General features: G+C 55.8%; 15 protein-coding genes. 8 read left to right on the plus strand and 7 right to left on the minus strand.

Features of this window, described 5'->3' with window-relative positions:
* Positions 1 to 94 precede the first annotated feature (94 nt).
* Entirely contained in the window at positions 95 to 1168 is a 1074-nt protein-coding gene (locus HVZ37_RS07705; RefSeq protein ID WP_043001263.1) for a LacI family DNA-binding transcriptional regulator, read from the plus strand.
* Here HVZ37_RS07705 and HVZ37_RS07710 read toward each other — a convergent pair.
* The 4 genes from HVZ37_RS07710 to HVZ37_RS07725 form a co-directional block, all read right to left on the minus strand.
* On the minus strand, positions 1165 to 2427 hold the full coding sequence (locus HVZ37_RS07710; protein ID WP_044256408.1) for a DUF1479 domain-containing protein: 1263 nt from the start codon (positions 2425 to 2427) through the stop codon (positions 1165 to 1167). The genes HVZ37_RS07705 and HVZ37_RS07710 overlap by 4 nt on opposite strands.
* Before the next feature lie 148 nt (positions 2428 to 2575).
* Complete coding sequence (locus HVZ37_RS07715) at positions 2576 to 3391, minus strand: Cof-type HAD-IIB family hydrolase (RefSeq protein WP_181628282.1); 816 nt, start codon at positions 3389 to 3391, stop codon at positions 2576 to 2578.
* A gap of 146 nt (positions 3392 to 3537) precedes the next feature.
* Positions 3538 to 5970 carry a glycyl radical protein gene (locus tag HVZ37_RS07720; RefSeq protein ID WP_181628283.1) on the minus strand — a complete coding sequence of 811 codons (2433 nt, stop codon included), beginning with the start codon at positions 5968 to 5970 and terminating at the stop codon, positions 3538 to 3540.
* Positions 5971 to 5974: 4 nt separating this feature from the next.
* Positions 5975 to 6874, minus strand: coding sequence for a glycyl-radical enzyme activating protein (locus tag HVZ37_RS07725; RefSeq protein WP_181628284.1), 900 nt, complete (start codon positions 6872 to 6874; stop codon positions 5975 to 5977).
* Between the two features lie 131 nt (positions 6875 to 7005).
* On the opposite strand from HVZ37_RS07725, the gene fsa reads away from it, so the two are divergent.
* Complete coding sequence (fsa, locus tag HVZ37_RS07730) at positions 7006 to 7668, plus strand: fructose-6-phosphate aldolase (protein WP_044328493.1); 663 nt, start codon at positions 7006 to 7008, stop codon at positions 7666 to 7668.
* Positions 7669 to 7756: 88 nt separating this feature from the next.
* Here fsa and moeB read toward each other — a convergent pair whose 3' ends face one another.
* Together moeB and moeA are read right to left on the minus strand one after the other, a co-directional pair.
* On the minus strand, positions 7757 to 8515 hold the full coding sequence (moeB, locus tag HVZ37_RS07735) for a molybdopterin-synthase adenylyltransferase MoeB (RefSeq protein ID WP_181628285.1): 759 nt from the start codon (positions 8513 to 8515) through the stop codon (positions 7757 to 7759).
* The gene (gene moeA, locus HVZ37_RS07740) at positions 8515 to 9750 is read right to left on the minus strand and encodes a molybdopterin molybdotransferase MoeA (RefSeq protein ID WP_181628286.1); all 1236 of its coding nucleotides are present in this window, start codon (positions 9748 to 9750) and stop codon (positions 8515 to 8517) included. Before moeA ends, moeB begins: the two co-directional genes overlap by 1 nt.
* A 184-nt stretch (positions 9751 to 9934) precedes the next feature.
* Here moeA and iaaA point away from each other — a divergent pair, with 184 nt between their 5' ends.
* Genes iaaA through gsiD form a run of 5 tightly spaced genes read left to right on the plus strand, consistent with a single transcriptional unit; the run spans position 9935 to position 16177 of the window.
* Positions 9935 to 10900 carry a beta-aspartyl-peptidase gene (gene iaaA / locus HVZ37_RS07745; protein WP_181628287.1) on the plus strand — a complete coding sequence of 322 codons (966 nt, stop codon included), beginning with the start codon at positions 9935 to 9937 and terminating at the stop codon, positions 10898 to 10900.
* Positions 10887 to 12758 (plus strand): glutathione ABC transporter ATP-binding protein GsiA, encoded by a 1872-nt coding sequence (gene gsiA / locus HVZ37_RS07750; RefSeq protein ID WP_181628288.1) that lies wholly within the window; start codon positions 10887 to 10889, stop codon positions 12756 to 12758. Before iaaA ends, gsiA begins: the two co-directional genes overlap by 14 nt.
* 28 nt (positions 12759 to 12786) lie before the next feature.
* Positions 12787 to 14325, plus strand: a complete 1539-nt coding sequence (gene gsiB / locus HVZ37_RS07755; protein ID WP_044256396.1) for a glutathione ABC transporter substrate-binding protein GsiB — start codon at positions 12787 to 12789, stop codon at positions 14323 to 14325.
* 17 nt (positions 14326 to 14342) lie between these two features.
* Positions 14343 to 15263 carry a glutathione ABC transporter permease GsiC gene (gene gsiC, locus HVZ37_RS07760; protein ID WP_044256395.1) on the plus strand — a complete coding sequence of 307 codons (921 nt, stop codon included), beginning with the start codon at positions 14343 to 14345 and terminating at the stop codon, positions 15261 to 15263.
* Positions 15264 to 15265: 2 nt separating this feature from the next.
* On the plus strand, positions 15266 to 16177 hold the full coding sequence (gene gsiD, locus HVZ37_RS07765) for a glutathione ABC transporter permease GsiD (protein ID WP_044256394.1): 912 nt from the start codon (positions 15266 to 15268) through the stop codon (positions 16175 to 16177).
* Between the two features lie 87 nt (positions 16178 to 16264).
* Here gsiD and rimO read toward each other — a convergent pair whose 3' ends face one another.
* Positions 16265 to 17590 carry a 30S ribosomal protein S12 methylthiotransferase RimO gene (gene rimO / locus HVZ37_RS07770; protein WP_181628289.1) on the minus strand — a complete coding sequence of 442 codons (1326 nt, stop codon included), beginning with the start codon at positions 17588 to 17590 and terminating at the stop codon, positions 16265 to 16267.
* A 230-nt stretch (positions 17591 to 17820) separates the two neighbouring features.
* On the opposite strand from rimO, the gene bssR reads away from it, so the two are divergent.
* Complete coding sequence (gene bssR, locus HVZ37_RS07775; protein WP_043001249.1) at positions 17821 to 18204, plus strand: biofilm formation regulator BssR; 384 nt, start codon at positions 17821 to 17823, stop codon at positions 18202 to 18204.
* Positions 18205 to 18308 lie beyond the last annotated feature (104 nt).

An 18308-nucleotide genomic window follows, 5' to 3' on the forward strand; every position in this document is an offset into this window, starting at 1 on the left:
GCAGTCATCTGCCACTATTCATTCGAAGCGAGTCAGAGCTTCAATTTCAGGTCGTGAAAATTTTTTCATGAGGCAAGTGGAGCAAGATCACAAAATGGATAAAAGGTTAAAAATCAGGGAAATTGCCGCCCGAACGCAGCTCTCGATCAGCACCGTTTCGCGTGTGCTGGCGGGTAAGTCCAACACCAGCGACAACGCCCGGCGTCTCGTGCTGGAATGCGCACGTGAACTGGGGGTGATGGAGGGGATGGCGGCAGGACGTCTGCTACTCAATAGCCTGATGATCTTTGCGCCACAGCGGGCATTTGATGAGCGGTCCGACATCTTTTATTACCGTGTGATCCAGAGTGTGAATAAAGGACTGGCTTCGCACGAAGTCCGGTTGCGCTACTGCGCTCTTGAGGAACATGACAGTGATGCGCAATTGTTTCTGGCGCGAATGAACGAACCGGATACGCATGCCGCTATTTTGCTGGGGATCGACGATCCGCATATTCATGATTTAGCCGTTGATGTCGGAAAACCGTGCCTGTTGATTAACTGTCGCGATCGGCTCATGCGTCTTCCCGTGGTGGCACCCGATCATCGGGCGATCGGTGAACGAGCGGCGGGCTATCTGTTTGAAATGGGGCATCGTGAGGTGATGAACGTTCTCTGCCTGCGCCGATACACAATGGAGCTGCGCTTAGCAGGGATCCGCGATGCGTGGCGGTCACATAACATGAAGTTCACTGACGACCGCGATCTGCTGGTCGCCACAAATTTTAGCGCCAGAGAGACAGAACAACTGGTCAGTGAATGGATCAGCGAGAGAAAAGGGCAAGATTTACCCACCGCCTTTTTAGTCGGGGGAGATTTTATGGCGGCAGGGGTCATCAGCGCGCTGCAAAAACGGGGATTACGTGTCCCTCAGGATATCTCGGTGATGAGTATCGATGGTTTTAATCTGGCGTCGATTCAGGATGTCCCCTTAACAGCAGTTCATGTTCCTCGGGATGAGTTGGGGACAGAAGCAGTGTATATGCTCCAGCAACGTCTGGTGCGCCCGGAGGCGCCAGTCAGTTCGTTGTTACTCAATGGTACGCTTGCGGTACGGGAGTCGGTCCGGCGGATACGTCAGGGGAAACGACGCACCGCCGTTGAACAGGAAGGTCTGTATGATCGTTAACTCATCCCCAGCGCGCGCTTGCCGTGGATATTCAAATCCGCCAGCGTGAAGCGGCCTTCCCAGTCTGTTTCGTAATCCTCTCGCGGGAAATCGCCCGGTGACGCGCCTTTCTCCAGCGCGGCCTTCACGCTGTGCGCATAGGCCAGATTTTTCTCGCACAGCGGGGCGGCGGGAATATACATCACATTGCCCCAGCCCTGCTGATTGTCGACCGGCGCCACGGAGTGAATCACATCGCAATGCCACCAGACGGAATCGCCTGCTTCCAGTGGCGGAATACTGGTAAGCGCCTCAATCAACAAAGGATGCCATTGTTCGGATATCGGCAGTACCCGCCCTGGCGCCACGCCACACAGTTCATCTTCCGGAACATCATCGAGCAAAGGACGTAAAAGCACATAGGCCATGGCTTCCGGAATGGGGACGACATGCAGTAAACCCTGACCGGGCAACATATCCGACAGTGCGGTCCAGCCCTGGAAGGTGCGAAATACTGAACATTTGGTGGTGTTGTCCACCGTATACTCTTCCACTTCCGTACGATGGGCGGCCTGCCACGGATCGTATTCCGCCAGCTTGCCGTTAAACACATTCGCGAAGACGCGCTGATAGGCCGGCAGCAGCCAGCGTTCCAGCGCGCCGGAATCGGTGTGCGCGCCCAGCCCTTTTGACGTGGTTCCCGGTGGACGGCGACGGATCCTGTCTGGGTAGATCACGCTGACATCCGGGTTAAACCACTGCTTGCCCTCGCTTTCAAAGGTCCACAGACGGTTGAGGAACGACTGCACGTTAGCCATCTCTTCACTCTGTCTGGCCTGCATTTGCGCCTGCGACCAGTAGATCGGATAAATCTCCGGACGCGAAGCGGTGAGGGTGCCAAAGAAGTTATCGCCGGGGCCTTTGTACACCTCGTCAAAATGGTTTCTGTCCAGATAGTCCAGCATCGACTGATCCCAGGCCAGCGCCTGCTCACGTGGGAAGTGACCTTTGATGACCGCACAGCCGCGACGTTTGATCTGTTCGCGCTGCTGAGCCGTGACGGTGCCAGCGTTGATATCGGCATACGATAGCTCAGGCCACACCGGGGCGCCCTGTGCGTTAAGTGCGTTGATTTCCGCCACGCGGGTGGCAATGGTATCGCTAATCTGGCTGAAGATCTGTTGGACGTCGCCGAGCTGCGCCCGCAGTTCCTGCTTCATCTGACGGATCGCCGCTTTATGGTCGACCGGTAATGTGTCGCTTGTGAAGGAAAAAGCCATAACCACCTCGCATAACTTTCATTCGAAACTTATTTATCTTACAGGTGATAATATAAGTTATAAAAAAGTTAATGCAAGTTTAAAATGTTGAGGGGGCAAACAGGGGGGAAGAAAATAAAACCGGAACAGGGTGTTCCGGTTATTGCCGTCACACGTTGAAAGGGGCAGTGTTATCCAGCACGGCCTGAATCACGTTCAGCGCGCCGTCATGGTTATTGTCATCCGTCTGAAAGCGGGCGATTGCTTTGATACTGTCGGTGGCATTCGCCATCGCGAAAGCGTAGTGCGCCATTTTCAGCATTTCTGCATCATTGCCGCTGTCGCCAATCGCCACGACTTCTTTTGGTGAAAGGTTCCACCGTTTCAGCAATCGGCTGATACCATTCGCTTTGTGCAGCCCCGGAATGATCAGATCGATAAAGCCGAAACCGCTGGTCACGGGTTTCATAATGCCGTCCAGCGCCGTGTGCAGGTGGTCGATAACCAACGGGATCTGCTGGTCTGGCAGATTCAGCGAGAACTTAAACAGCACGTCGTCGATGTCATGGTAGTCCTTCACCGGCTTCAGGCGGTGGTAGTGCTTCGACATCAGTGCGACAAAGGGTTCCGGCGCGTTTTCACTGACGTACGCGCTTTGCAGACCGCAGGCCACAAAGTTGAGCTGTTTATCTTTCAGCAATTCGCCCATCACAACCTGAGATTCGTGACGCGTGAGTTCGCCGTGAAAAAGCTGTTTGCCATGCTCAAACACCAGCGCGCCGTTTTCGGCAACGAAAGAGATCTCGTCTTTGAGTTCGGGGAAGAAAGAGATGAGCTGGTAATACTGATTGCCGCTGGCGACGACGAATTCAATGTTGCGTTTTTTTAGCTCATGGTACTGCGCCATAAATCGTGTGTGATCGTACTTTTTGGCGTCATTGAGAAAAGTTCCGTCCATATCGGTGACGATAATTTTAACGGTCATATAAAGCTCCTGGCTCAAAACTGCGACCAGAAACATTTTAATAACAATGTGACCTAAAGCACAAATTTATTTCGAATGAAAGCGGTGAAGAGGGACGAATAGGCCGGATAAGACGCTTTGTGTCGCCATCCGGCCTACGGGGAGAATTACAGCATATGTTCGGTACGGGCGATGATATCGTCCTGCGCGTCCGGTGAAAGCGCAGTGAAGAACGCGGAATAACCGGCGACACGGACCACCAGATCACGGTACTGATCAGGATGTTTTTTCGCCTCCAGCAAGGTTTCGCGCGACACGATGTTGTACTGAATGTGCCAACCTTTGTGCTCTTCAAAGAAGGTGCGCAGCAGGATCATCAGTTTCTGCTTGTCGGATTCATTTTCCAGCGTTGCCGGGTTCAGCTTCTGGTTTAACAGTACACCGCCCAGAATTGAACCGGTAGGCAGTTTACCGACCGAGCCAATCACCGCCGTTGGACCAAGATGGTCAGTACCGGACGCCGGGCTTGCCCCTTCGGCCAGCGGAGTATGCGCTTTACGCCCATCTGGTGTGGCCATGGTCGCTGCGCCGAACGGTACGTTTGCCGAGATAGACGAGGTGCCCGCGTAATAATTGCCGCCGATCGGACCACGTCCGTAGCGTGGGTTATGGTACTGCTTCAGTTCATCAATATAGGTCTGGTAAGCGCGAGCCAGCAGGGTGTCGACCGTGTCATCATCGTTGCCATACTTCGGCGCGCCGTTGATTAAACGCTGACGCAATTGTTCGTGGGTCAGGCAGTCAAAATCATCCGCCAGCGCGGCCGCAAGCTGTTGCTGACCGATGGCCCCCTGTTCAAAGACCAGTTTTTTCACCGCGGCCAGGCTGTTGCCGAGGTTGGCGATACCCACCTGCAAGCCGGATACCCAGTCATACTTCGCCCCACCTTGTTTAATGCTCATCGCCCGTTCGATGCAGTCATCCACCAGTGCCGAGCAGAGAATATCGTGCACGTTCTCTTCAAGCATGGTGTCGACCACATACTCAATCTCAATCGATTTACGCGTGTAGTAGCGGATTTGCGCATCCCATGCGGCCATCACCTCATCGAAATTGTTGAAGTTACCGGCGGAAAGCGCTTTTTCCTGCGGCAGGAAGACTTTCCCGCTGGTGGCGTCACGACCGCCTTCCAGCGCAGCGAGCATCACGCGGGCAAAGTTGATAAAGCTCATGCCGGTGCAGCGGTAGCCCCACTTGCCGCCGACCGCGGTTTCGATACAACCGATCGCTGCGTAATCGTAGGCGTCCTGCGGCTCAATTCCGAGTTTGATAAATTCCGGGATGACAATTTCATCGTTGTTAAATGCTGGCATCCCAAAGCCACAGCGGATCACCTGCACGCAGGCGTCGAGGAAGTCATTGCTCATCCCGGCGTGATAACGCACGCTGAGGTTAGGCTGAGTGGAGCGCAGACGACCGCACGATTCAAGGATCGCGTAAGAGAGCGGATTGACCGCATCCATCGATTGACCGTTAACCAGGCTTTGTCCGCCAATGGTGACGTTCTGATAGAGGGGGCTGCCTGCAGAGGCTTTAGAGTGCGATCCGGAACGGATTTTGTTCACTTCCAGCAGCTTAAGCCAGCAGCTGTGCAGCAGTTCAATGGCGTGTTCGCGGTCCAGCGACTGGTTCAGCTCCACGTCACGGCGGTAGTACGGATAAAGATACTGGTCCATACGCCCGAACGACACCGAGTGACCATTGGACTCAATTTGCAGAATCAACTGGATGAAGTAGCACAGTTGCAGCGCCTGCCAGAAAGTTTGCGGCGGCTGGTGGGCGATCAGATCGCAGTTTTCTGCTATCGCCAGGAGTTCGTTACGACGGCTGATACGCGTCTCTTCACTCGCCATTTTACGTGCCAGTTCGGCGAAGCGGGCGATGTGGTCACTGACGGCAACCAGCACAATATCAATGGCTTTCAGAAACTGCTCGCCATGCAGATCCTCGAGAACAGTCAGGTTAATACGAGAACGGCGCTCTGCGACTTTTTCCCGCAAGCCGTCAATGCCTTTTTCCAGCAGCAGCGGGAAGTTCACCGCCAGGTGTGCGTCACCGGAGGTCATGTTGCCTTCAGCTTTGATAATACCGGTTTCCAGCAACCCTTTTTGCTCATCGGTAAACATGCCGTAGCAGCGGTCCTGAACGGTCTGACCGCGCCACCACGGGCACACGGCATGCAGGACGCGCTTGTTCTCTTCACTGACCGCAAAACCAGCCCCTGGTCTGTCCGCCAGGTCGTCGATTTCTTTTTCAATCCATGACACGGTGTATTCAGGGAAGATCGGCGCGGCGCGGACTTCGCTTGCCTGGTTACCGATGATCAGCTCGTCGTGTTTGATCCAGATGGTTCGTTGTGCCAGATGATGTGCCAGCGCCAGCGCGCGGCGTACCGGAATCGGCTTGTCCAGATGCTGCTGGTACATTTCAGTGTAATGCTGCGCGCGTTCGGTACAGACCGGTGGTTTGACGATATGCACCAGCGCGGTTTTGTGTGCTTTGATGCGGTCGCTGAGCGTATCCAGTTTCAGTTGGGTCATGGGTTTATCCTCGTAAAGTCGCGGTCAAACCTTTCGTGCAGGCGTACTGCTGCGCAAAGGCGAGCAGATCGGGTGCATCCAGCGGCTTATCCGGCGCGTGGTAGGGTTGGTTGAGCAAGTGGTATTTATTGATGCCCAGCGTGTGGTAGGGCAAAAAGTGGATCTCGCTGACGTGCAGTTCGTCGGCGGCAAAATCGGTAATCGCTTTAATGGCCTCTTCATCCGCGTTAAACCCCTGAACCAGCGGAACGCGGATGATGATTTTTTTTCCGGCAACGGCGAGCTTTTTCAGGTTTTCCAGCACGCGTGATGCGCTGCCATCCGTCCATTGCTTAAACGGCGCGTCGGCAACGTGTTTCAAATCTGCAAGGAACAGATCGATCCAGGGCAATGAAGGTTCAATGTATTTCCACGGCACATGCAGACAGGTTTCAACTGCGGTATGAATGCCCGCTTCGTGACTGGCTTTAAACAGCGACGCGGCCAGTTCTGGTTGCATAAACGGTTCGCCGCCCGAAAGCGTAATACCGCCGCCGCTGCGGTCATAAAAAGGTTTATCGCGCAGAACGGTGGTCATTATTTCATCCACGCTTTTGACTTCACCGCAGACGGTCAATGCCTGAGTGGGGCAACAATCGGTCAGGCGGGTAAGATGCGCGTCAGTGAGTTTTTCGCGATGGATAAGGAGGCCATTCAGCGCGCGTTCGATGACGCCCGGCGCCGCCTTTACGCAAAGCTCGCAGCCTTCGAGGCACAAACGTGCATCAAACAGCAGATCCAGCGTGCGCCCCCGGCTTTCCGGATTCTGACACCAGCGACAGCCCAGAGAGCATCCTTTAAGGAACACCACGGTGCGGATACCGGGGCCATCGTGTGTAGAATAGCGCTGAATATTGAAAATCATAAACGGCCTCATTTGTTTCGTATAAAGATTAAATAACTTTCGAATGAAAGTTATGTTGACGTGCGTCAACTAACAGAAAGGTTTTGCCGTGGTATCTTTCATTTATGCTAACGAGTCGTTGAGGAATGATTATGGAACTCTATCTGGATACGTCCGATGTTGACGCGGTGAAAACGCTGGCGCGAGTTTTCCCGCTGGCGGGCGTGACCACCAACCCCAGTATTGTGGCGGCGGGGAAAAAACCGTTGGATGTCTTATTGCCACAATTGCATGAAGCGATGGGAGGACAGGGGCGTCTGTTCGCTCAGGTGATGGCGACAACGGCACAAGGGATGGTGAGTGATGCGCGTAAACTGCGTGGGATCATTGCTGATATCGTGGTGAAAGTGCCGGTCACGGCGGAAGGTCTGGCGGCGATCAAACTGCTGAAAGAGGAAGGCATTCCGACGCTGGGAACGGCGGTGTACGGGGCGGCGCAGGGGCTGCTGTCGGCGCTGGCGGGGGCGGAGTATGTTGCGCCTTACGTGAACCGCGTAGACGCGCAGGGCGGCGATGGCATTCAGACCGTCAACGATTTGCAGAATTTACTGACGATGCATGCGCCGCATGCCAAAGTGCTGGCCGCCAGTTTCAAAACACCGCGTCAGGCGCTGGATTGTCTGCTGGCGGGTTGTGAATCCATCACCTTACCGCTGGACGTTGCCCAGCAGCTGATTCGCTCTCCGGCTGTTGATGCGGCGGTGGCGAAGTTTGAACACGACTGGCAGAGTGCCTTTGGGCGCACGTCGCTGTAAATTGTAGGTCGGATAAGGCAACGTCGTCATCCGGCAATTCGCGCCATCATTGCCTGATGGCGCTACGCCTTATCAGGCCGGAATCTACTCAGGATGATGCTTCCCCACACACCTCGCAGCCCGGATTACGCATCAGCTTCATTTCGCGGAACTGGCAGGTCATGGCATCGTACATGACGATTTTCCCTGACGCGGGCTGACCATACTGCGCCAGCAGCTTTATCGCCTCCATTGCCTGTAACGACCCTATCACCCCAATCAGCGGCGCCATCACTCCGGCTTCCACGCAGGTCAATGCATTTTCACCAAACAGACGGCTCAGACAGCGATAGCAGGGCTCACCTTCTTTGTAGGTAAAGACAGTGATCTGGCCTTCCATGCGGATCGCCGCGCCAGAAATCAGCGGGACTTTTGCCGCATAACAACCCGCATTGAGCTGGTTACGAATCGCGACGTTATCGGTGCAGTCCAGCACCAGATCGTGTTCGGCGATGAGTGCCCGAAGGGCGGTCTCGTCCAGCAGCGCATTAATCGGGGTAATCGCGACGTGCGGATTAATTCGGCTTAGCGCGGCACGCGCCGACTCCACTTTCGGCTGGTTGAGGGTCGCATCGCTGTGCAGCGTCTGGCGCTGCAGATTTGACAGCGACACGGTGTCGAAATCGAGCAGCGTCAGGTGGCCGACGCCGGCGCTCGCCAGATACTGCGAGGACGCACAGCCCAGCCCACCGAGGCCCACTACCAGTACTCTGGCTTCCTTCAGCGCTTCCTGTCCGTCAAAGTCAAAGCCGCGCAAAATGATCTGCCGGTTGTAGCGCAGCATCTCCTGATCGCTGAGTTCTGCCATCACAGGCCTCCGAACAGCGCGTTGAAGGGTTCGACTTCCACCCATTCACCCACTTCGACGTTACCGCGATCGCGCTCCAGCACAATGAAGCAGTTGCCCTGACTGAAGGAACTAAAAATATGTGAACCCTGATGGCCTGTGGTACTTACTTCCAGTTCACCGTTAGCGGTGCGCTGCAGCATACCTCGCTGGAAATCGAGACGTCCCGGCGTTTTCTTCAGTCGCGAAGCGGTACGGACGCGCTGGCGCGCGGGTAATCCGCTGGCCGTATTGCCGCTCAGTTTCGCCAGCAGCGGCTGAACCAACTGGTAGAAGGTCAGTGCCGCTGAGACCGGGTTGCCCGGCAGACCGCAGAACCAGCTGTTGCGCAGTTTGCCAAAGGCGAACGGTTTGCCCGGTTTGATTGCCAGTTTCCAGAAAGCGATTTCGCCCAGCTCTTCAAGAATGGTTTTGGTGTAATCCGCTTCACCGACCGACACGCCGCCGGAGCTAATCACCACATCCGCCTGACTGTCGGCTTCGATAAACGCCGTGCGCAGGGCGTGCGGATCATCGCGGATGATGCCTAAATTGATTACGTCGCAACCCAACTGTTGCAGCATCAGGTGCACCGTCAGGCGGTTGGTATCATAAATCTGACCTTCGCCGAGTGGTTGACCGGGCAGTTGCAGTTCATCTCCCGTCGAGAACAGCGCAACGCGCACTTTACGCACCACCTGGACGTCGGCAATGCCGAGCGAGGCCAGTACCGGCAGTTCGCCTGTGGTAAGACGTGTACCGGCAGGGAAAACCACTGCGTTTTGCCCGATGTCTTCGCCACGACGGCGGATATTTTGCCCGGCGCGAACGTCGGCGGTAAAACGCACGCCGTTATCTGTCTGTTCCGCCTGCTCTTGCATCACCACCGCGTCACATCCCGGCGGTACTGGCGCACCGGTCATAATGCGAATACAGCTGCCCGCAGGCCATTCTCCCTGGAACGGCTGACCGGCGAACGCTTTGCCAGCGACCGGCAGCGGATGTCCGTTGGCGAGATCGGCCAGACGTACCGCGTAACCGTCCATCGCCGAATTATCGAAACCCGGGACGTCCAACGGCGAAACCACGTCAGTCGCCAGAATTCTGCCAAAGCACTGCACCAGCGGTAACGTCTCGACGGCGGTGAGCGGGGTAACACGCGACAACATTTCGGTAAGCGCCGTTTCCAGCGGCATCAGTCCGGCGGTAAATTCCATGAAAACACTCCTGCGGGGCAAAATCGAATCCGTCTATTATGTCAGAAAATGCGAGGGGACTGTATGCCACCTCGGACTTAGGAAGGGTGTGAACGCTTTACATGCTAATCGCATCTTTCTATAGTCAAAAATCGAATCAATAACTCTACAGAATTCTGATATTTGTAGAAGACGGACGGCAAATATGGGCAAAGCAGTCATTGCAATTCACGGCGGCGCAGGGGCGATTACCCGCGCGCAGATGAGCCAGGAGCAGGAATTACGCTATATCCAGGCGCTTTCCGACATTGTCGACGTCGGCCAAAAGATGCTGGAAGCGGGAGAGAGCGCGCTGGATGTGGTCACTGAAGCCGTGCGACTGCTTGAAGAGTGTCCGCTGTTTAATGCCGGGATCGGCGCGGTGTATACCCGTGATGAGACCCATGAGCTGGATGCCTGCATCATGGATGGCAATACCCTGAAAGCCGGGGCGGTAGCGGGCGTCAGTCATTTGCGTAATCCGATCCTCGCTGCCCGACTGGTGATGGAGCGCAGCCCGCATGTCATGATGATTGGCGCGGGGGCAGAAAAATTTGCGGCCGCAGAAGGGATGGGGCTGGTCTCTGCGGATCTCTTTTCAACGCCTGAACGTTATCAACAATTGCTGACCGCGCGATCGAGCGGCGAAACCGTGCTGGATCACAGCGGCGCACCGCTGGATGAAGGCAAGAAAATGGGCACTGTGGGCGCGGTAGCGCTGGATGTGCATGGCAATCTGGCGGCGGCGACATCGACTGGCGGCATGACCAACAAATTACCGGGCCGCGTCGGCGACAGCCCGCTCGTTGGCGCGGGCTGCTATGCCAATAACGCCAGCGTGGCGGTCTCCTGCACCGGCACCGGAGAAGTGTTTATCCGCGCGCTGGCGGCTTATGATATTGCTGCGTTGATGGACTACGGCGGCCTGAGTTTATCCGAAGCCTGCGAACGGGTGGTGATGGAAAAGTTACCGGCGCTGGGCGGCAGCGGCGGGCTGATTGCCATCGATCACGAAGGGAATGTGGCCTTGCCGTTTAATTGCGAAGGCATGTATCGCGCCTGGGGTTATGCCGGGGATACACCAACGACCGGGATTTACCGGGAAAAAGGGGACACCGTTGCCACACAGTGATGCGCTTGATGCCAGCGACGTGCTGGCCGTCAGCAATCTGAATATAGCCTTTCAACAGGACCAGCAGCGTACTGAGGCGGTGCGGAACCTGTCGTTTCGTCTCAGGCGTGGCGAAACGCTGGCGATTGTCGGTGAATCCGGTTCAGGAAAATCGGTCACCGCGCTGTCGCTGATGCGACTGATTGAACAGTCTGGTGGTGAGGTGCAGTGCGAGCAGATGCTGCTGCGTCGTCGGAACCGCGAGGTGATTGAGCTGGGCGAACAGAGTACGTCGCAGCTTCAGCGGGTCCGTGGCGCCGATATCGCCATGATCTTTCAGGAGCCGATGACATCGCTCAATCCGGTGTTTACCGTGGGTGAGCAGATAGCCGAGTCCATTCGCCTGCATCAGGGGGCGGGACGTGAAGAGGCGATGGCGGAGGCGAAGAGGATGCTCGATCAGGTTCGCATTCCGGAGGCGAAAGCGATCCTTTCACGCTATCCCCATCAGCTATCCGGCGGCATGCGCCAGCGGGTAATGATTGCGATGGCGCTCTCGTGTCGCCCGGCGGTGCTGATTGCCGATGAACCGACAACCGCGCTGGACGTCACGATTCAGGCGCAAATCCTGCAACTGATCAAAGTCCTGCAACGAGAGATGTCGATGGGAGTGATTTTCATCACTCACGATATGGGCGTGGTCGCGGATGTCGCCGATCGTGTACTGGTGATGTATCAGGGCGAAGGGGTGGAGACCGGCACTGTGGAACAGATCTTCCGCGCGCCACAGCATCCTTACACGCAGTCATTATTAGCGGCGGTACCGCAACTTGGGGCGATGAAAGGTCTCCCTTATCCGCGCCGCTTCCCGTTGATCTCTTTGAGCGAGCCGGAAAAGCATGAGCAACCCATCGATCAAAATACGGTGGTCGAGGGGGAACCCATTTTGCAGGTACGCAATCTGGTCACTCGTTTCCCGTTACGTAGCGGGATCCTGAATCGGGTGACCCGCGAAGTGCATGCGGTGGAAAATGTCAGCTTTGATCTCTGGCCTGGCGAGACGCTATCGCTGGTCGGTGAGTCAGGCTGTGGCAAATCCACCACCGGACGTGCGCTACTGCGCCTGGTGGAGTCGCAGTCCGGCGAGATTATTTTCAACGGTCAGCGAATCGATACGTTGTCCGACAGTCAATTGCAGCCATTGCGTCGCGATATTCAGTTTATTTTTCAGGATCCGTACGCCTCACTCGACCCGCGACAAACCGTGGGTTATTCGATCATGGAGCCACTGCGCGTCCACGGGTTGTTGCAGGGGAAGGCGGCGGCCGATCGGGTGGCGTGGCTGCTGGAGCGTGTCGGGTTGAAACCTGAACATGCGTGGCGTTACCCGCATGAGTTTTCCGGCGGACAGCGCCAGCGGATCTGTATTGCCCGCGCGCTGGCGCTCAATCCAAAAGTGATTATTGCCGATGAGTCGGTCTCCGCGCTGGATGTGTCGATTCGCGGGCAAATTATCAACCTGCTGCTCGACTTGCAGCGAGAGCTGGGGATCGCCTGGCTGTTCATCTCGCATGATATGGCCGTCGTTGAACGGATCAGCCACCGCGTGGCGGTGATGCATATGGGGCAGATTGTTGAGATCGGCCCACGCGCTGCGCTGTTTGAAGATCCTCAGCATCCGTATACCCGCAAGCTCATGGCGGCGGTTCCGGTTGCCGACCCCGGACATCACCGCCCGCAGCGGGTGCTGCTGTCGGACGATCTGCCCAGCAACATTTACCGGCGCGGTGAAGCGCCCGCACCGGTTTCATTGCAGTTAGTCGGGCCCGGACATTATGTCGCGCGTCCACAACAAGAAAATGCGCTATTGCGTTTATAACAATCAGGCAGGGTTCAGGAGAAAAAAGATGACAAAATTACTCGCCCGACATTGGCTACTGGCATTAGGCGCGACGACCGCGCTGGCAGCCTCCCCGGCGTTTGCCGCGAAAGATGTAGTGGTCGCGGTGGGGTCCAACTTCACCACGCTCGATCCATATGATGCGAATGACACCTTATCGCAGCAGGTGGCAAAATCGTTTTATCAGGGGCTGTTTGGCCTTGATAAAGAGATGAAGCTGAAGAACGTGCTGGCAGAAAGTTACACCGTCTCTGACGACGGCCTGGTGTATACCCTTAAACTGCGTCAGGGGGTGAAATTCCAGGACGGGACCGACTTTAACGCCGAGGCGGTGAAAATAAACCTCGATCGCGCCAGCGATCCCGCCAATAGCCTTAAGCGTTATAACCTGTATAAAAACATCGCCAAAACAGAGGCTGTCGATCCCGCGACGGTAAAAATCACTCTGAAGCAGCCGTTCTCCGCGTTTATTAATATTCTGGCGCACCCGGCAACGGCGATGATCTCACCAGCCGCGCTGGCGAAATACGGCAAAGAGATTGGCTTTCATCCGGTCGGCACTGGTCCGTATGTGCTGGACACCTGGAATCAAACCGATTTTGTGAAGGTGAAGAAATTTGCCGATTACTGGCAGCCGGGATTACCGAAGCTGGATAGCATCACCTGGCGTCCGGTCACCGATAACAATACCCGTGCGGCGATGCTGCAAACCGGGGAAGCACAGTTTGCCTTCCCGATCCCCTACGAGCAGGCGGCGCTGTTAGAGAAAAACAAAAATCTGCAGCTGGTCGCCAGTCCGTCGATCATGCAGCGTTACATCAGCATGAACGTGACGCAAAAACCGTTCGACAACCCGAAAGTCCGCGAGGCGTTAAACTACGCCATCAACCGTCAGGCGCTGGTGAAAGTGGCGTTTGCTGGCTATGCGACCCCGGCTACCGGCGTGGTGCCGCCGTCGATTGCTTATGCGCAGAGCTACACGCCCTGGCCTTACGATCCGGCAAAAGCGCGTGAACTGCTGAAAGAAGCGGGTTATCCAAACGGTTTTAGCACCACGCTATGGTCATCGCACAATCACAGTACCGCCCAGAAAGTGTTGCAGTTTACCCAACAGCAACTGGCGCAGGTGGGGGTTAAAGTGCAGGTGACGGCGATGGATGCCGGTCAGCGCGCGTCGGAAGTGGAGGGCAAAGGGCAGAAAGAGAGCGGCGTGAGAATGTTCTACACCGGCTGGTCGGCGTCGACCGGTGAAGCCGACTGGGCATTGTCGCCGCTGTTTGCCTCACAAAACTGGCCGCCAACGCTGTTTAACACCGCGTTCTACAGCAATCCGCAGGTTGACACTGACCTCGCCGACGCGCTGAAAACGACCGATCCGCAAGAGAAAGCGCGGCTGTACAAAGCGGCGCAGGATATCGTCTGGAAAGAGTCGCCGTGGATCCCGCTGGTGGTGGAAAAACTGGTCTCGGCGCACAGTAACAAACTGACCGGTTTCTGGATCATGCCAGATACCGGGTTCAGCTTTGATGATGCAGATTTGAAATAAGCCACAGCGGAAATCGGATGCTTAACTATATCCTTAAACGCCTGCTGGGGTTGATTCCGACCCTGTTCATTGTTGCGGTGCTGGTGTTTTTATTTGTTCACCTGTTGCCCGGTGACCCGGCGCGACTGATTGCCGGGCCGGAAGCCGACTCGCAGGTGATTGAGCTGGTTCGTCAGCAACTCGGTCTCGACAGGCCGCTGCATGTCCAGTTCTGGCATTACATGACTAACGTGTTGCAGGGCGATTTTGGCCTCTCGATGGTTTCCCGTCGGCCGGTCTCGGAGGAGATCGCCAGCCGGTTTATGCCGACGCTGTGGCTGACGTTGACCAGTATGATCTGGGCCGTTCTGTTCGGTATGGCGGCGGGAATTGTCGCGGCGGTATGGCGTAATCGCTGGCCGGATCGCCTCAGCATGACGCTGGCCGTTACCGGGATCTCCTTTCCGGCGTTCGCGCTGGGGATGTTGTTAATGCAGGTGTTCTCCGTGGAGTTAGGCTGGTTGCCGACCGTCGGGGCCGATAGCTGGCAGCACTATATTCTGCCGTCTGTCACCCTTGGCGCGGCGGTGGCCTCAGTGATGGCACGCTTTACCCGCGCCTCATTTGTCGATGTGCTCAGTGAAGACTATATGCGTACCGCCCGGGCGAAAGGGGTCAGCGAAACCTGGGTGGTGCTCAAGCATGGGCTGCGCAATGCGATGATCCCGGTGGTCACCATGATGGGGTTACAGTTCGGCTTTTTGCTCGGCGGGTCTATCGTGGTCGAAAAGGTCTTCAACTGGCCCGGTCTCGGACGTCTGCTGGTGGACTCCGTAGAGATGCGCGATTATCCGGTGATTCAGGCGGAAGTCCTGTTGTTCTCACTGGAATTTATACTTATCAACTTAGTGGTGGATGTGCTGTATGCCGCCATTAACCCGGCTATCAGGTACAAGTAAGGATGCGTTTACTTAACTGGCGCCGTCAGGCGATTTTAGATGCCATGCCAATGGTGAAACCCGAGCGGGTACGCACGCCGTGGCACGAATTCTGGCGACGTTTTCGCCGTCAGCATGTGGCGTTGATAGCAGGCCTGTTTGTGCTGCTGCTGATCCTGGTGGCAATCTTCGCCCGCTGGCTGACGCCGTTCGATGCGGAAAACTATTTCGATTACGACAGGCTGAATGACGGACCGTCGATGATGCATTGGTTCGGCGTGGATTCGCTGGGCAGAGATATCTTCAGCCGCGTGCTGGTTGGCGCGCAAATTTCACTGGCGGCAGGGGTATTTGCAGTATTGATTGGCGCGGTTATTGGCACCGTCCTGGGGCTGCTCGCGGGTTACTATGAAGGCTGGTGGGACCGGGTCATCATGCGCATCTGCGACGTGCTGTTTGCGTTTCCGGGTATCCTGCTGGCGATTGCTGTGGTCGCGGTATTAGGCAGCGGCATTGCCAACGTGATTATCGCGGTGGCGATCTTCTCAATCCCGGCATTTGCGCGTCTGGTGCGCGGCAACACGCTGGTGCTGAAACGCCAGACGTTTATCGAATCGGCGCGCAGTATTGGTGCCAGCGATGCGACCATTATTTTCAGTCATATCCTGCCAGGAACCGTCTCGTCGATTGTGGTCTTTTTTACCATGCGTATTGGTACGTCGATCATCTCTGCGGCAAGTCTGTCGTTTCTGGGACTGGGCGCACAGCCGCCGACGCCGGAGTGGGGCGCGATGCTGAATGAAGCGCGGGCGGATATGGTGATTGCGCCGCATGTGGCGCTGTTCCCGGCGGTGGCGATTTTCCTGACGGTACTGGCGTTTAATCTGTTAGGCGATGGCCTGCGCGACGCGCTGGACCCGAAGATAAAAGGGTGAACCACAAGCCTGATAAGACGCGTTGGCGTCGTTATCAGGCATTGCCGGATGGGGCATAAATGCCTTATCCGGCTGGGTCAGTGAGAGTTAAGCGCGGGTGCCCCACAGGTCGTACTCGTCGGCGTTTTCCACTTTCACGCGGATCACGTCGCCCGGCTTCACGTTGGTTTCACCGTTCAGATAGACTGCGCCGTCGATTTCCGGGGCGTCGGCCATGCTGCGACCAATCGCGCCTTCTTCGTCGACTTCATCGACGATCACCAGAATTTCGCGACCAACTTTTTCCTGCAAACGTTCCGCAGAGATCTGCTGTTGCAGTTGCATAAAGCGGTTCCAGCGCTCTTCCTTCACCTCTTCCGGTACCTGATCCGGCAGCGCATTGGCGCCAGCGCCTTCTACCGGGCTGTATTTGAAGCAGCCTACGCGGTCGAGACGCGCTTCTTTCAGGAAGTCGAGCAGCATCTGGAAATCGTCTTCCGTTTCACCCGGGAAGCCAACAATAAACGTTGAGCGCAGGGTCAACTCCGGACAGATTTCACGCCATTGCTTGATGCGCGCCAGCTGGCGGTCAACCGAGCCGGGGCGCTTCATCAACTTGAGAATACGTGGGCTGGCGTGCTGAAGCGGGATATCCAGATATGGCAGGATCTTACCTTCCGCCATCAGCGGGATCACGTCATCAACGTGCGGATACGGGTAGACATAGTGCAGACGCGTCCAGATACCCAGTTTAGACAGCTGTTCACACAGGCTGACCATGCTGGTTTTCACCGGTTCACCGTTATAGAACCCGGTACGATGCTTCACATCCACGCCATAGGCGGAGGTGTCCTGAGAAATCACGAGGATCTCTTTCACACCGGCATCGACCAGACGCTTTGCTTCGCTCAGCACATCACTAATTGGACGGCTAACCAGATCGCCGCGCATGGACGGAATGATGCAGAAGGTGCAGCGATGATTGCAGCCTTCAGAAATTTTCAGGTAGGCGTAATGACGCGGGGTCAGCTTCACGCCTTGTTCCGGCACCAGGCTCAGGAACGGATTGTGCTTCGGTTTCGGCACGTAGTGGTGAACATGTTCCAGAACCTGCTCATAGCTATGCGGCCCGGTGATTTCCAGCACTTTCGGATGGACTTCACGGATCTGATCTTCTTTCGCGCCCAGACAGCCGGTGACGATCACTTTGCCGTTTTCGTTCAGCGCTTCGCCAATGGCTTCCAGTGATTCCTGCACTGCGCTGTCGATAAAACCGCAGGTATTGACGATCACCATATCGGCGTCGTCGTAACTCGGGACGACATCGTAGCCTTCGGTACGCAGTTCAGTCAGGATACGTTCCGAATCGACGAGGTTTTTCGGACAGCCGAGGGAAACGAAGCCGATTTTCGGCTGGTGGGTTACTTTGCTCATAGCTTAAAAATTGTTCAGTTATTGGAATGTTCAGGGCAGGGATTCTACAGAGTTCCGCACAAAAATTGTATTGCTATCTCACCCGATAAGGGCGGGAAAGTCGGTATTGGCTTATAGCGACTTTGTAAATTATGTTAATGGCGGGTGAATTATTGATCTCAGGCATCACATTGTACAAAAAATAGCCATACTATTATGTTGCACCATGGCTGGAAGAGGAGGAACGAAGTATGTTCGTTGACAGACTGAGAACCGATCTGCTGAATAAGCTTATCAACGCCAGGATCGACCTCGCTGCGTATCTGCAGCTAAGGATGGCGAAAGGATACATGTCAGTCAGCGAGAATGATCATCTACGTGAGAACTTTTTCGAACTGAACCGAGAGCTGCACGATAAATCGTTGCGCTTGAATCTGCATCTCGATCAGGAAGAGTGGGATGCTTTGCACCATGCCGAAGGCGCACTCGCCGCTGCGGCGGTGTGCCTGATGAGCGGACACCACGACTGTCCGAATTTTATTGCCGTCAATGCAGAAAAACTCAATACCTGCCTGACAACCTTAACGCTGAGCATTCAGAGTTTGCAGGCTCATTCCACGCTTGAAGATGCCTGATTCCAGGGGGAGGCGACTCCCCCTTTCATCGTTAAGTTTTTGTAAAAATGCCTTCCTGACGTTCTTCGCTGACTACGCTTTAACCAGAGTCAACAAGGAGGCGT

Origin of the sequence: Citrobacter sp. RHB35-C17 (assembly GCF_013816795.1) — a bacterium.
Classification (GTDB): Bacteria; Pseudomonadota; Gammaproteobacteria; order Enterobacterales; family Enterobacteriaceae; genus Citrobacter_A; species Citrobacter_A amalonaticus.